Genomic DNA, 13,534 nt, shown 5'->3' with positions numbered 1-13,534 from the left:
CGCGCGTTTGATTTGTACGACGAACGGTGCCGCCTGTGGACAACTTTCGGCGGGGCTCGACGCGGACGGGCATGCTGGCGATCGGTCCGCCGTGCGGCAGTCGTACCGCGGACATACGGGGACGTTCTACGGTCTACGGGGGTAGGTCATGCATCCGATCGTGAAGCCCGCGCTGCGGCGCGGCTGGCGGGATCTCAACACCGTGCAGTTCGGAATGGCACCGGCGCACGCGATGGTGCTGGGCCCGATGGACACGGCGACAGGCAGCTTCCTCGAGCTGCTCGACGGGACACGCGGAATGCCGCTGCTGCGCGAGCAGGGCCGCGAGATGGGCCTGCCGGACGGCCATGTCGACGGACTGGTGGACCGGCTGGCCCGGTCGGGTCTGCTGGACGACGCGACCGGAGGCGGCCCGGCCGCGGACGCGTTGCGTGAGAAGCAGGAGGTCATGGACCGGCTGCGGTCCGACCTCGCCTCCCTCTCCCTCGTCGCTCGCCGGCCGGGCGGGGCCGTCGAGCGTCTGGCCGCCCGCCGCTGTCTGCGCGTGCAGGTGCGGGGCGCCGGCCGGGTGGGGGCCGTCCTGGCAGCGCTGCTCGCGGGCGCCGGTGTGGGCGAGGTCGAGGTGCGTGACCTCGGCCGCGTCGAGCCGTGGGACGTGGCGCCGGGCGGCCTTCCCGTCGAGTCCATCGGTGAGCGCAGGGAGGACGCCGCGCGGCGGGCGGTGCGCCGAGCGGCCCCGGACCGTCCGCCCCGGGCCTCCTCCAAGGAGAGGGAGGACGAGGAGACCCGCGGACTGTCCCTGGTGGTCATCACTCCCCGGGACGGCCTCGGCGTCCACGCGCCGGACCCGGTGTCGGCCGAGAGCCTGATCACCTCGGGGACACCCCACCTCTACGCGGGCGTGGTCGAGGCGACCGGGATCGTGGGCCCCTTGGTGCTGCCGGGCGACACCGGCTGCGCCGGCTGTCTGGACCAGCAGCGCACCGACCGGGATCCGACCTGGCCACGTCTGGTCGCGCAGTGGCGCTCAGGGCAGCAGCGCCGAGTGGCCGCATGCGATCTCGCCCTGGCCTCGGCGGTCGCCGCACTCGCCGCGAGCCACGCGCTCGCCTTCCTGGACGGAGATCAGCCCTCCAGCGCGGGGGCCCGTTGGGAGGCCTCGCTGCCCGGATGCGACTGGCACGCGAAGCCGGTCCGGGCGCATCCCGGCTGTCCCTGCGGGACGGCGGAGAAAACAAAAGGGGAGCGGACCCCCGAGGACGGCGAAGGGCACGAGACAATGGCGGGGCAACAGCCGCACGCGACACGGCTTGCTGGGACTTGGAGGGCGCATGTCTGATCTTCCCCGGAAGGCAGTCACCCGTACTGCCAAACTGGCCGCGCTACCGCTCGGCTTCGCCGGGCGTGCGACCTGGGGACTCGGGAAGCGGATCGGCGGGATGTCAGCCGAGATCGTGGGCCGCGAGCTTCAGCAGCGGACGGCCGAGCAGCTCTTCAAGGTGCTCGGGGAGCTGAAGGGCGGTGCGATGAAGTTCGGGCAGGCGATGTCCGTCTTCGAGTCGGCACTGCCGGAGGAGGTCGCGGGCCCCTATCGGGCGGCGCTGACGAAGCTCCAGGACGCCGCTCCCCCCATGCCGACCAGCACGGTCCACTCCGTGCTGGAGGAGAGGCTCGGCGCGGACTGGACCGAGCTGTTCACGGAGTTCGAGGACAAGCCGTCCGCAGCGGCCTCGATCGGTCAGGTGCACCGGGCGGTGTGGCACGACGGGCGTGAAGTCGCCGTCAAGGTGCAGTATCCGGGGGCGGGCGAGGCTCTCCTCTCCGATCTGACCCAACTCGGCCGGTTCGCCCGGCTCCTCGGTCCCCTGATCCCCGGAATGGACATCAAGCCGCTCATCACGGAGCTGCGCGACCGGGTCTCGGAGGAACTCGACTACGACCTGGAGGCGCAGGCCCAGGCGGCGCACGCCGAGGAGTTCGCGGACGATCCGGACGTCATGGTGCCGGCGGTGGTCCACCAGTGCGAGCAGGTCCTGGTGACCGAGTGGATCGACGGGGTGCCGCTGTCGGAGGTGATCACCGACGGCACGCAGGAGCAGCGGAACCGCGCCGGCCAACTGCTGGCCCGGTTCCTCTTCTCCGGCCCCGCCCGCACCGGCCTGCTGCACGCGGATCCGCACCCGGGCAACTTCCGTCTCCTGCCGGACGGCAAGAGCGGCTGGCGCCTGGGGGTCCTGGACTTCGGCACGGTGGACCGGCTTCCCGGCGGCCTGCCCCAGCCGATCGGCGATTCCCTCCGCATGACCCTGGACGGTGACGCCGAGTCGGTCTACGAACTGCTCTGCGAGGAAGGCTTCGTCAAGGAGTCGATAGAGCTCGAACCCGACGCGGTCCTGGACTACCTGCTGCCGATCATCGAACCGGCCCAGGCGGACGAGTTCACCTTCACCCGTGGCTGGATGCGCAGCCAGGCCGCCCGCATCGCCGACCCTCGCTCCCCCGCCCACCAGTTGGGCCGGCAGTTGAATCTGCCGCCGGCGTACCTCCTCATACACCGTGTGACCCTCAGCACCATCGGTGTGCTGTGCCAGCTCGGTGCGACGGTCCGCCTGCGCGACGAACTGGAGGAGTGGCTGCCGGGGTTCGTGCCGGAGGAGGAGCTTGAGGACGAGGAGCTGGACGAAGAGGTGGCGGCCGCCGAGGCGTGAGCTCACGCCTCGGGCGCGGCCCACGGGCGGGCAGTTGTCGCACCGGATCGCCGGCGGACCCTGCTCCCTCGGGGCGCGTCTACCACCAGGCCGAGTCGAGACGGCCCTCGATCGCTCTGAGGTTGCTGCGGGCGCAGTTGTCGCAGAAGTAGCGACGGGTGCCGTTCTCGACGGAGCAGGTCCAGGTCGGCAGGGGGCCGTCGGCCGTCGTGCCGCAGTGGGCGCACACGATCTTCTGGGCTTCTCCCGCGTCGGACCGCGGTGAGGAACCGGTGCTGTCACTGTCTTCGGGAAGACTCGTCACTCGGGCGACGATATCGCCGCGATCGGCGGTTCGCCCGGCGCAACGCACCGCGGGGGCCGGTCCGAACGGACCGACCCCCGCGGGATTTCATGTCTGCGACTGCTGCGGCTGCTGAGACGACGTGCGTCGACTACTGCATGACCGCCATGGCCAGCGCGCGCCGGGCTCGCATCGAAGCGCGCTCGGCCCTGCGCTGCATGCGGCGAGCGGTCGCCAGGCGCACGGCCCGGCGTTCCTGCTCGGCCTGGTGCAGTCGCTCGTGCATATGGGCACGAGCCAAGGCTTCTGGGATGAGTTGCATCTCTCGGGTCCTGTTCTGACGCGAGTCGTTCGCGTCGGTGGGGGTGAAGTCTGGGGTCGCGGAACCTGCGGGCTCGCTCGTGGACGGCTTCATCGGGGCCTGCTTCTTGGGGTCGTGCGTCAGGGGGCGGTCGATCGTTCCTCGGATGTTCATGCCGCAACCGGGTTCTTGCGCGGGCGGCCACGCGGCCGCTTGCGGGCCACGACAACACCCTGGACGAAGAGCTCGCCGCCCCAGACGCCCCAGGGCTCACGCCGCTCCTTGGCGCCGGCGAGGCAGGCCTCCATCAGCGGGCAGGTACGGCAGAGGGACTTGGCGTACTCGACGTCGGCCGGCGACTCGGCGAAGAAGACCTCCGGGTCGTAGGAGCGGCAGGGGACGGGTACGCCGAGGTTCTCGATGGCGTCGTCGAGCGCGGTGAGCGCAGTGAGCGGGATCAAGGTGGAGTCCTCCGTGAGGCCGGGCGGGGGGATCGTTTCGGAAGGCGGTACGGACGGGGCGTGCGCTTCGAGTTGCACGGTTCGTCTTCCTCGTCTGGTCGTGCCGGCCGGGTTGGCCGGTTGGCGGCTGGTACCGGGTTCTTTTCTTGTCCCGAGGCCCCTTCGCTCCGCTGTCCCCGGTCGGGAACAAACAGAAGGGCCGCGGATCCCGGGTGGGGTTCCGCGGCCCTGAAGGCGCCGGCCTGATCGAGAATCAGGCTGGATCACTCCAGGGTTCAGGCCCACGGAAGGCCCACATCGTGTGCTGCTGCTTCGTCTGCTTCAGGGATCCGGCACCGGCTGCCGCAAAGGCATAGGCATGCGCCTCTGCCACTACTGCCGCTTCCAGTGCCTGGGTCGGTCGCTCATTGCGCTCACTGACGGGAAGACCCGAGAGAGACACGGAGGTCGCCGGCCGGGCGGCAGGAATGCCGGACAGACCGGTGCCCAGGTTTGAGACGCCGAGCATGCACGTGGAGACGACGACCGAGCGATCGGTCATTTTCACGGTGTTGATGAAGCTGGTGTTGATGCTGATCACTGGAATCGCCTCCTCTCGGCGTCTTGGGGGACCGGTGCGAGCCGGTCCGACGGTTATTAAGTACAGCACGGAACCAGGGCCTTGGAGAAGGCCGCTGCTGCCGTGGTTAAGAACCTATGGGGATTGCTGGGGCATGCGCAAACTATTTTTTCGACGAGTTTGAATCAATCGCCCTCGCCGTCCCCCTCGACCTCGCCACCTGCGCAGATGGCCAGAACTTCGGCTCCGAAGCGGTTGAGTTTGCGCACGCCGACCCCGGGGATCCGCGCGAGCTCGCCCTCGTCGTCCGGCGCCGTCTCCGCGATCGCCATCAGCGTCTTGTCGGTGAAGACGCAGAACGCGGGCTGCCCGCTGCGCCGCGCCTGCACCGCGCGCCACTCCCGCAACCGCTCGTAGAGACCCTCGTCCATGTCGGAGGGGCAGCCCTCGCAGCGCATCAGCTTCATCTCACCGGCGTCGGTGAGCGTCCGGCCGCAGACCCGGCAGCGCGCCGGGGTCCGGCCGGTGCGCCGGACGGCGGTGACGCCGCTGCTTCCGGCGCCGCGCTCGATGCCTCCCGAGGCGCCGCCACCGCCGCGGCCCGCCGTGGCGACGGAGCCGGGACGCAGACCGTCCAGGAACCGGCTGGGGCGTCGGCCCGCGCGTCCGCCGGGCGAGCGGGACAGGGCCCAGGAGACGAAGAGGTGCTCTCTGGCGCGGGTGACACCGACGTAGAGGAGGCGGCGTTCCTCCTCGATCTGCTCGTCGGTCTTTGCGTAGGTGATCGGCATCATGCCCTCGGCCACACCGACCAGGAAGACGACGTCCCACTCCAGGCCCTTGGCGGAGTGCAGGGAGGCGAGGGTGACGCCCTGCACCGTCGGCGCGTGCTGAGCACTCGCGCGTTCGTCCAGCTCGGCCACCAGGTCGCCGAGCGTCGCGCCGGGCTTCGCGGTCGCGAAATCCTGCGCGAGGTTCACCAGGGCGGCCAGCGATTCCCAGCGCTCTCTGACGGCGCCGGAGCCGGCCGGGGGCTTGCTGGTCCAGCCTTCGCCCGAGAGCACCGCCCGGACCTGCGAGGGCAGGTCGACGACATCGTCGAGCAACGAGTCGTTGCCGCCGAAGCGGGCCGCGGCGCGCAGGGCCGCGCCCGCCTTGCGCACCTCGGGGCGGTCGAAGAACCGCTCGGCGCCGCGGAGCTGGTAGGGCACACCGGCGTCGGCGAGGGCCTGCTCGTAGATCTCGGACTGGGAGTTCGTGCGGAACAGGATCGCGATCTCACCGGCGGGGACGCCCGAGGCGACGAGGTCGCGGATGCGGCGGGCGGCGCCCTCGGCCTCGGCGGGCTCGTCCGTGTACTCGGCGTAGACGGGCTCGGCGCCCGGGGGACGCTGGGAGATCAGTTCCAGTCGGTGGTCGGCGGCGCGTCCGCGGGCCTGGGAGAGCAGGCCGTTGGCGAGGTGGACGACCTGGGGCGAGGAGCGGTAGTCGCGGACGAGCTTGACGACGGTGGCTCCGGGGTGGCGCGTGCGGAAGTCGAGCAGGTGGTCCGGAGTTGCACCGGTGAACGAGTAGATCGTCTGGCTGGCGTCACCGACCACGCAGAGGCTGTCCCGCTCGCCGAGCCACAGCTCCAGGAGCCGCTGCTGGAGCGGGCTGACGTCCTGGTACTCGTCGACCACGAAGTGCTGGTACTGGGAGCGGACCTGCTCGGCGATGTCGTGGCGGTCCTGCAGGACGGCGACCGTCAGCAGCAGGACGTCCTCGAAGTCGATGACCCCGCGGTCGCGCTTGAGGTCCTCGTAGGCCGAGTAGATCTGGGCGATCTCGGCCGGGTCCCGGGGGGCTTCGCGGCCGGCCCGCGCGGCGGCCGCGAAGTAGTCGGCGGGGATCGTCTGGGTGACCTTGGACCACTCGATCTCGCCGGTGACGTCCCGCAGCTCCCCTCGGTCGAGGCGGATACGGCAGGCGGCCGCCGCGTCCGCGACGAGCTGGATCTTGCGGTCCACGAGCCGGGGCAGACTGCCACCGACGGCTTTCGGCCAGAAGTACTGAAGCTGGCGCAGCGCGGCGGAGTGGAAGGTGCGGGCCTGGACTCCTCCGGCGCCGAGCTGGCGCAGGCGGCCGCGCATCTCGCCCGCGGCCCGGTTGGTGAAGGTGACCGCGAGCACGCTGGAGGGCTGGAGGATCCCCGCGCGCACCCCGTAGGCGATGCGGTGGGTGATCGCGCGCGTCTTGCCCGTACCGGCGCCGGCGAGCACACACACCGGACCGTGCAGGGCGGTGGCGACCTCGCGCTGCTCGGGGTCGAGCCCGTCGAGCACCGCGTCGGCCGTGTCCGGAACCTGCGGGAAGAGGGTGGAGTGCGTTGCTGCTGTCACCCCGCCATGCTGCCAGGTCGGCGGAGACGGATGAGCCTGTTGTCCACAGGGAGGTGTCTGCAGTCGTATCAATGGGGCAAGCGTCAGGTCTCGGTGCGGCGAGCACCATGCCTCCGTGCGACGAGCGTCACGTCCGCCCGCGCGCGACGAGGGTCGCATCTCGGCCATCCCCCGGGGGTCGCGGCGATCCCCCACGGCGGCCGTCGCACCTGCGGTGCGGACCGGTGCGGCGAGCGTCACGTCCCGGCGGGCGCGTCCGATACCCCCCATGGGAATGGTGACCGGGTGACCTGCGTTCCACTGGCAGCGACCACGCACCCGAAGCCGTGAAGGAGCGCATTAGACATGCAGGGCACTGTGACGATGTACAGCACCACGTGGTGCGGCTACTGCCGTCGGCTCAAGAGCCAGATGGACCGCGAGGGCATCACGTACAACGAGATCAACATCGAGCAGGACCCGCACTCCGCGGCGTTCGTCGAGAAGGCGAACGGCGGGAACCAGACGGTCCCCACCGTTCTTTTCCCGGACGGTTCGACGCTCACGAACCCTTCGCTCGCGCAGGTCAAGCAGAAGATCGGCGTCTGACCGACGTCAGGCGATGTGCCCCCGCGTCGGCAGGGGCTTGCCGTACCAGAGTTCGATCAGGCGGGCCGCGATCGAGATTCCGTAGGGAGGCAGCACCTCCCCGGACTCGAACGCGGCCCGCAGGTCGTCCCGGGAGAACCAGCGGGCTTCCTCGATCTCCTCGCCGTCGACGTCGATCTCCGACGAGGTGGCGCGGGCTCTGAAGCCCAGCATGAGGCTGGAGGGGAACGGCCAGGGCTGGCTGGCGACGTAGTCGACCTCGCCGACCGTGACGCCCACCTCCTCGAAGACCTCGCGGCGCACGGACTGCTCGATCGACTCGCCGGGCTCGACGAAGCCCGCGAGCGTGGAGAAGCGGCCCTCGGGCCAGTGCACCTGGCGGCCGAGCAGGATGCGGTCCTCGTCGTCGGTGACGGCCATGATCACGGCCGGGTCGGTGCGCGGGTAGTGCTCGGCACCGCAGGCGGGGCAGCGGCGGATGTGACCGGCGGCCGCGATGACCGTGCGCTCACCGCAGCGGGAGCAGAAGCGGTGCAGTCGCTGCCAGTTCTCCAGCGCGACCGCGTGCACCATCAGACCGGCGTCGCGCGGGGACAGCAGGAGACCGGCCTCGCGCAGGCCCGCGGGGCGGGCGGACTGGTCGATGCGGCCGGGGAGCGCGTCCTTCTGGAGCGCGAAATAGCTCACCCCGTCGTCGTCCGTGCCCAGGAAATAGCGGTGTGCCTCGGTGAGCGGGGCCTCGAACGAGGGCGTCATCAGCAGTTCGGTGGTGCCGTCGGCCGTCTCGTCGATGAGCACCTGACCGCCGGAGACCACGAAGGCGCGGGTCGTGGGGTGGCTCCACGCCGCCGCGAGCCAGGCCTCGTCGAGCCGGTGGTGGGCGGCCCGGTCGATGCCGCTCGGCGCGGTGAGCGAGATGGGACGGTCGGCGCTGTGGTCGGTCCAGGTGGTCACGGGTGCTTCCAACTCCCCCGGTGGAACGGTTATTTCGGCGGGCGGTTCAGCGGGACGGGCGTGCGGTGCGCTCTTGAGGGTCTCGATCGGCTTGTTCAGTGTGTCTCGCGCCAGTTCTCGGCCAGGTCGCCCCACAGGTAGGCGGTCGTTTCGACGCCCTTCATGAGGAGATCGAGTTCGACCTTCTCGTTGGGGGCGTGCCAGCCGTCGGAGGGAACGGAAATACCCAGGAAGAGCACCGGGGCGCCGAGGACTTCCTGGAGGTCGGCCGCCGGTCCCGAGCCGCCTTCGCGGGTGAAGCGGATCGGCTGCTCGAAGGCGCGGCCCATGGCACGTACGACGGACTGCAGGGCGGGGTGGTCCAGTGGCGTCAGGCACGGGCGCGTGGCCGCGCCGAACGTGATCTCGTGCCGGATGCCGTCGGGTACCTGCTCGGCCGCCCAGGCGCGTACGGCCTTCTCGATGTGGTCCGGGTCCTGTCCGGCGACCAGCCGGAAGGAGAGCTTCACCAGGGCCGAGGACGGGATGATCGTCTTGCTGCCGGGGCCCTGGTAGCCGCCGCCGATGCCGTTGACCTCGGCGGTCGGGCGGGCCCAGACGCGCTCGAGGGTGGTGTGCCCTGCCTCTCCGTGGGTGGCGGTCGACCTGGCCGTGCGCAGCCACCGCTCCTCGTCGAAGGGCAGCTCGGCGAAGAGTTCGCGCTCGCGGTCGGTGAGCTCGGTGATGCCTTCGTAGAAGCCGGGGACGGCCACGCGCGCGTGCTCGTCGTGCAGGGCGGCGACCAGGCGGGCGGCCGCGGTGGCCGGGTTGGGCACGGCGCCGCCGAACGATCCGGAGTGGATGTCCTGGTCGGGCCCGTGGAGCTCGATCTCGCATTCGGCGAGGCCGCGCATGCCGGTACAGACCGTGGGAGTGTCCTCGGACCACATGCCGGTGTCGGAGACGATCACGGCGTCGGCCGCGAGCCGCTCCGCGTGCTGTTCGACGAGGTCGCGGAAGTGCGGGGAGCCGGACTCCTCCTCGCCCTCGATCAGCAGCTTGAGATGCACGGCCGGGGTGGTGCGCCCGGTGGCGGCGAGGTGGGCCCGGACGCCGAGTGTGTGGAAGAACACCTGGCCCTTGTCGTCGGCGGCCCCGCGCGCGTGGAGGCGATTGCCGCGGATCACCGGCTCGAAGGGCTCGGTGTCCCAGCCGTCCTCGCGGGCGGCCGGCTGCACGTCGTGGTGCCCGTAGACGAGGACCGTGGGCGCGTCGGGGTCCTCGGAGGGCCACTCGGCGAAGACGGCCGGGGCGCCCGCGGTCGGCCAGATCTCGCTGGTCGGGAAGCCGGTCGCCCGGAGTTCGGCGGCGAGCCAGTCGGCGCTGCGTGCCACGTCCGCCGCGTGGTCGGGCTGAGCGGAGACCGAGGGGATGCGCAGCCACTCGGCGAGGTCGTCGAGGAAGGCGGCCCTGTGGGTCTCGATGTATGCGCGGACGGTGCTGACGGCGTTGTCAACGGGCTTGCTCATGTTCATGAGCCTATCCGCCCACAGAGGCGCGTTCGTCCGGCGGTTCGCCGGGAGCCTCGTCCCGCGGGCGCGCCGGGTCCTCCGTGAGCAGCCGCTCCAGTGCGGCGCGGTCCGGGAGCCCGTCCGGTCGTACGACCTCGCCGCCGCGGACGTACAGGAACGCGGCCGTGACGGATTCCAGCGGCACGCCCTGCTGCTCGGCCCAGGCCAGTCGGTACAGCGCGAGCTGCAGAGGGTCGGCGGTGCGCGTGTGGCTGGTCTTCCAGTCGACGATCTCGTACGTCGTCCCGTCGCCGTCGTCCTTCCTGTAGACGGCGTCGATCCGGCCGCGGACGACCCTGCCGGCGATCGCGAGCTGGAAGGGGGCCTCGACGCGGTACGGAGTGCGGTGCGCGTAGGGAGAGCGTTCGAAGGCGTCCTTCAGTGCCTCCAGGTCCCGCTCGTCGGCGATCTCCGCCTCGCCGCCCGGCAGCTCCTCGGGCTCGAGCATCGGAAGCCGCAGCTCTTCGAAGCGGGACTCCACCCAGGCGTGGAAGCGCGTGCCCCGGCGCGCGGCGGGCTGCGGGGGGCGCGGCATGGGACGGGCGAGCTCCTGTGCGAAGCCGTCCGGGTCGTCGGCCAGGCGCAGCAGCTGGGAGGCGGTGAGCGACGCGGGCAGGGGTACGTCGGTGACGCTCGCGCGGGCGCGCAGGAGCTCTCCGGTCAGCGCGTCCAGGTCACGGTCCCAGGAGGCGAGGGTGCGTGCCTCTTCGGGCGTGAGGCGACCGCTCCCGGTCTCCCGGGGGCGCGGCCGGCCGGCCGGGGCCGGGCCCTGGGCCTGGTGCGGGACCGTCGGGCGTCCGCTCCGGTGATCGGCGGGGCGGTCCCCCGGTCGGTCCGTCGTCCAGGAGTCCCAGTCGGAGTCGTCGCTCCCGGAGAGGGCGGTCTCCGCGAGGTCGCCCTCCGGGAACGCGTCCTCGGGAAGGTCGCCTTCGGAGAATTCGGAGAAGACGTCTTCGGGGAGGTCGTCCTCGTCGTAGGGCGGGCCGTCGTCCTCCGGCGGAGGCGGCCACTCCGGGTCGTCGTACGCGCCGGGGTCGTGGGCGGCGGGCCGGAGGCCGCGGGCTCCCGGGTGGACCTCCTCGTGGGAGGCGACCCGCTCCAGGTGGGCGAGTACGGTCTCCGCCGCCGCGCGGCGCCGGGCGAGGGCGGTGTCGTCGAGCGGGAGCGGCCAGGCGTGGTCGGCGGCCGCCTCGTGCAGGGCCGGGTTCTCCTCGTCCTCCGCCGGTTCGTCCGCCCAGACCTCGATCTCGCCGAGTCCGGCCGCGCAGTGGTCGTACAGGGCGTGCAGGAAGGCCGAGGGACCGCGCGGCCGCTTCTGGGAAGGGCCCCACCAGTGGCCGGAGCCGAGCAGGAGCGAGCGGGGGCGGGTGAACGTGACGTACCCGAGGCGCAGCTCCTCGGTGTGCTGGTGCTCCTTCATCGCCTCGTGGAAGGCCTTGACGCCCCTCGCGTCCCAGGCCTCGATGTCGGGCAGCGTGTCGGCGTCGCCGCGCAGCTCGTGCGGCAGGACCTTGCCCTGGGCCGTCCATTTCTCGCGGCCCTGACTGCTGGGAAAGGTGCCGTTGACGAGGCCGGGGACGGCGACCACGTCCCATTCCAGGCCCTTGGACTTGTGCGCGGTGAGCACCTTGACGGTGTTCTCGCCGCCGGGCAGGGCGTTGTCCAGACCCTTCTCGTACTGCGCGGCGGTGCGCAGGAAGCCGAGGAAGGCCAGCAGGCTCGCCTCGCCGTCACCGGAGGCGAAGGACGCGGCGACGTCCAGGAAGTTCGACAGGGTCTCGCGGCGGCGGGCGGCCAGGGCGTGCGGGGACGCCGAGAGCTCGACCTCCAGTCCGGTGACGGCGAGCACGCGGTGCAGGACGTCCATCAGGGGGTCGGCCAGCGAGCGGCGCAGGTCGCGCAGCTCGGCGGCGAGCCGGGCGAACCGCACGCGCGCGTCCGGCGAGAAGGGCAGCCCGTCGTCGTCCCCGGCGGCGTCGATGGGCGTCTCCAGGAAGGTGTCGAGGGCGTCCGCGAGCGATATCACCTCGGCCGGGTCGACCCCCTCGACGGCCGCGGCGAGCCGGCGGTCCGGGTCGTCGTCGGCCCCCACGCGCGCGTGGGACACGAGCAGACGGGCGCGGCGCCCGAGGAGGGCGAGATCGCGCGGGCCGATCCGCCAGCGCGGCCCGGTGAGCAGCCGGACGAGGGAGGCGTTCGCCCCCGGGTCCTGGAGGACCTCGCAGACGGCGACGAGGTCGGCCACCTCGGGCAGGTGCAGCAGACCGGAGAGACCCACCACCTCCACGGGGATGTCGCGGGCGACGAGTGCGCCCTGGATCTCGGCGAAGTCGGTGGCGGTGCGGCACAGGACGGCGATCTCGGCGGGTGCCTTCCCGGTGCGTACGAGATGGGCGATCGAGTCGGCGAGCCAGGCGATCTCCTCGGCGTGGGTGCGCAGCAGCGCGCAGCGCACCAGGCCGTCCCGCTCGGCTCCGGGGGCGGGCCGGAGGGCCTCCACGCCCGCGTGCATGGCGCGCAGCGGCTCCGCGAGGCCGTTGGCGAGGTCGAGGAGGCGGCCACCGCTGCGGCGGTTCTCACTGAGCGACTGGCGGGTCGCGGGGCGGCCGTCGGGGCGCGCGAAGTGCTCGGGGAAGTCGTCGAGGTTGGCCACGGAGGCGCCGCGCCAGCCGTAGATCGCCTGGCAGGGGTCGCCCACCGCTGTCACGGGGTGCCCCGTGCCGCCGCCGAACAGTCCGGCGAGCAGGACGCGCTGGGCCACCGACGTGTCCTGGTACTCGTCCAGCAGGACGACCCGGAACTCGTCGCGCAGAATCTCCCCGACCTCGGGACGGGTGCGGGCCAGGGTGGCGGAGAGGGCGATCTGGTCGCCGAAGTCGAGGAGGTCGCGTTCGCGTTTGGCCGCGCGGTAGCGGCCCACCAGCTCGGCGAGTTCACGCCGGGCGGCGGCGGCCTCGGGGACCTTGCGCAGGTCCGCGTTGGTGAGTCTGGCGCTCTCCAGGGTGCGGAGCAGTCCGGCGTCGTAGGCGCGCAGGTCTTCTGCCCGTACGAGGTGTTCGGCGAGCTCGGAGTCGAGGGTCAGGAGGTCACCGACCAGGTCCGGGAAGGATCGGGTCAGCGCCGGATAGGGACCCGGCGCCTCGCGCAGCACGCGGGCGGCGAGCTGGTAGCGGGTGGCGTCGGCGAGCAGACGGGACGTCGGTTCGAGCCCGATGCGCAGGCCGTGGTCGGTGAGCAGGCGGCCGGCGAAGGCGTGGTACGTGGAGATGACCGGCTCGCCCGGCGGGTTGTCGGGGTCGATGACGTCCGGGTCGGTGACGCCCGCCTTGACCAGCGCCTTGCCGACGCGCTCGGCGAGTTCGCCCGCCGCCTTGTTGGTGAACGTCAGGCCGAGGACCTGCTCGGGGGCGACCTGTCCGGTGCCGACCAGCCAGACCACGCGTGCCGCCATCACCGTGGTCTTGCCCGAACCGGCTCCGGCCACGATCACCTGCGGGGCGGGCGGTGCTGTGATGCACTCCGTCTGCTCCGGGGTGAACGGGATGCCGAGGAGCTCCTTGAGCTGCTCGGGGTCGGTGATACGGGCGGGCATGTCGCAGAGGCTAGCGGCGCCCGCTGACAGCGGTGGCCACATCGGCTCCCGGAGCGGAAGAACCGCTGGTCAGCACGGGTGGTGCCGTACGTCACGTCGGTGACATCACGCCATCCGGCCCGCCCGGACCGGCGCTGCCCGGCGAACGTCACGCGAC

At 71.8% G+C, this 13,534-nt stretch carries 11 protein-coding genes; 3 read left to right on the top strand and 8 right to left on the bottom strand.

What is annotated here, in order from left to right; all coding sequences use genetic code 11:
- The first annotated feature begins 148 nt into the window (after nucleotides 1-148).
- Both OG788_RS29525 and OG788_RS29520 read left to right on the top strand, forming a co-directional pair.
- Entirely contained in the window at nucleotides 149-1,339 is a 1,191-nt protein-coding gene (locus tag OG788_RS29525; protein ID WP_406374411.1) for a TOMM precursor leader peptide-binding protein, read from the top strand.
- Nucleotides 1,332-2,708, top strand: coding sequence for an ABC1 kinase family protein (locus OG788_RS29520; RefSeq protein ID WP_406374410.1), 1,377 nt, complete (start codon nucleotides 1,332-1,334; stop codon nucleotides 2,706-2,708). The genes OG788_RS29525 and OG788_RS29520 overlap by 8 nt, the downstream gene beginning before the upstream one ends.
- 79 nt (nucleotides 2,709-2,787) lie before the next feature.
- On the opposite strand, the gene OG788_RS29515 is transcribed toward OG788_RS29520, so the two are convergent.
- The 5 genes from OG788_RS29515 to OG788_RS29495 all read right to left on the bottom strand — a co-directional run bounded on the left by OG788_RS29515 (nucleotide 2,788) and on the right by OG788_RS29495 (nucleotide 6,780).
- Nucleotides 2,788-3,012, bottom strand: coding sequence for a hypothetical protein (locus OG788_RS29515; RefSeq protein ID WP_351551478.1), 225 nt, complete (start codon nucleotides 3,010-3,012; stop codon nucleotides 2,788-2,790).
- 130 nt (nucleotides 3,013-3,142) lie between these two features.
- Nucleotides 3,143-3,466, bottom strand: coding sequence for a hypothetical protein (locus OG788_RS29510; protein WP_351551475.1), 324 nt, complete (start codon nucleotides 3,464-3,466; stop codon nucleotides 3,143-3,145).
- Nucleotides 3,463-3,831: a WhiB family transcriptional regulator gene (locus tag OG788_RS29505; protein ID WP_028802016.1), complete on the bottom strand. Its 369-nt coding sequence runs from the start codon at nucleotides 3,829-3,831 to the stop codon at nucleotides 3,463-3,465. Before OG788_RS29505 ends, OG788_RS29510 begins: the two co-directional genes overlap by 4 nt.
- Nucleotides 3,832-4,006: 175 nt before the next feature.
- On the bottom strand, nucleotides 4,007-4,333 hold the full coding sequence (locus OG788_RS29500) for a hypothetical protein (protein WP_406374409.1): 327 nt from the start codon (nucleotides 4,331-4,333) through the stop codon (nucleotides 4,007-4,009).
- Nucleotides 4,334-4,497: 164 nt separating this feature from the next.
- Nucleotides 4,498-6,780, bottom strand: coding sequence for an ATP-dependent DNA helicase UvrD2 (locus tag OG788_RS29495; RefSeq protein WP_406376880.1), 2,283 nt, complete (start codon nucleotides 6,778-6,780; stop codon nucleotides 4,498-4,500).
- Between the two features lie 258 nt (nucleotides 6,781-7,038).
- Here OG788_RS29495 and OG788_RS29490 point away from each other — a divergent pair, with 258 nt between their 5' ends.
- A complete protein-coding gene (locus OG788_RS29490) occupies nucleotides 7,039-7,281 on the top strand; it encodes a mycoredoxin (RefSeq protein WP_351551467.1) in 243 nt (80 codons plus the stop codon).
- Nucleotides 7,282-7,287: 6 nt separating this feature from the next.
- Here the strand turns inward: OG788_RS29490 and nudC are convergent, their stop codons facing one another.
- The 3 genes from nudC to OG788_RS29475 all read right to left on the bottom strand — a co-directional run bounded on the left by nudC (nucleotide 7,288) and on the right by OG788_RS29475 (nucleotide 13,377).
- Nucleotides 7,288-8,235, bottom strand: coding sequence for an NAD(+) diphosphatase (gene nudC / locus OG788_RS29485; RefSeq protein ID WP_351551464.1), 948 nt, complete (start codon nucleotides 8,233-8,235; stop codon nucleotides 7,288-7,290).
- A 95-nt stretch (nucleotides 8,236-8,330) separates the two neighbouring features.
- Entirely contained in the window at nucleotides 8,331-9,749 is a 1,419-nt protein-coding gene (locus OG788_RS29480; protein WP_356757737.1) for a dipeptidase, read from the bottom strand.
- Nucleotides 9,750-9,753: 4 nt separating this feature from the next.
- Nucleotides 9,754-13,377 carry a UvrD-helicase domain-containing protein gene (locus tag OG788_RS29475; RefSeq protein ID WP_406374408.1) on the bottom strand — a complete coding sequence of 1,208 codons (3,624 nt, stop codon included), beginning with the start codon at nucleotides 13,375-13,377 and terminating at the stop codon, nucleotides 9,754-9,756.
- Nucleotides 13,378-13,534: the final 157 nt, after the last annotated feature.

Origin of the sequence: Streptomyces sp. NBC_00647 (genome assembly GCF_045207245.1) — a bacterium.
GTDB lineage: Bacteria > Actinomycetota > Actinomycetes > Streptomycetales > Streptomycetaceae > Streptomyces.
Note: the sequence above shows the minus strand (reverse complement) of the source record. Positions and strands in the feature narration are given on the sequence as shown.

What these genes read in the sequence shown, in the direction of transcription:
- OG788_RS29475 (WP_406374408.1), bottom strand. Translation starts at nt 13,377, where the DNA reads ATGCCCGCCCGTATCACCGACCCCGAGCAGCTCAAGGAGCTCCTCGGC.
- OG788_RS29525 (WP_406374411.1), top strand. Translation starts at nt 149, where the DNA reads ATGCATCCGATCGTGAAGCCCGCGCTGCGGCGCGGCTGGCGGGATCTC.
- OG788_RS29490 (WP_351551467.1), top strand. Translation starts at nt 7,039, where the DNA reads ATGCAGGGCACTGTGACGATGTACAGCACCACGTGGTGCGGCTACTGC.
- OG788_RS29510 (WP_351551475.1), bottom strand. Translation starts at nt 3,466, where the DNA reads ATGAACATCCGAGGAACGATCGACCGCCCCCTGACGCACGACCCCAAG.
- OG788_RS29520 (WP_406374410.1), top strand. Translation starts at nt 1,332, where the DNA reads ATGTCTGATCTTCCCCGGAAGGCAGTCACCCGTACTGCCAAACTGGCC.
- OG788_RS29480 (WP_356757737.1), bottom strand. Translation starts at nt 9,749, where the DNA reads ATGAACATGAGCAAGCCCGTTGACAACGCCGTCAGCACCGTCCGCGCA.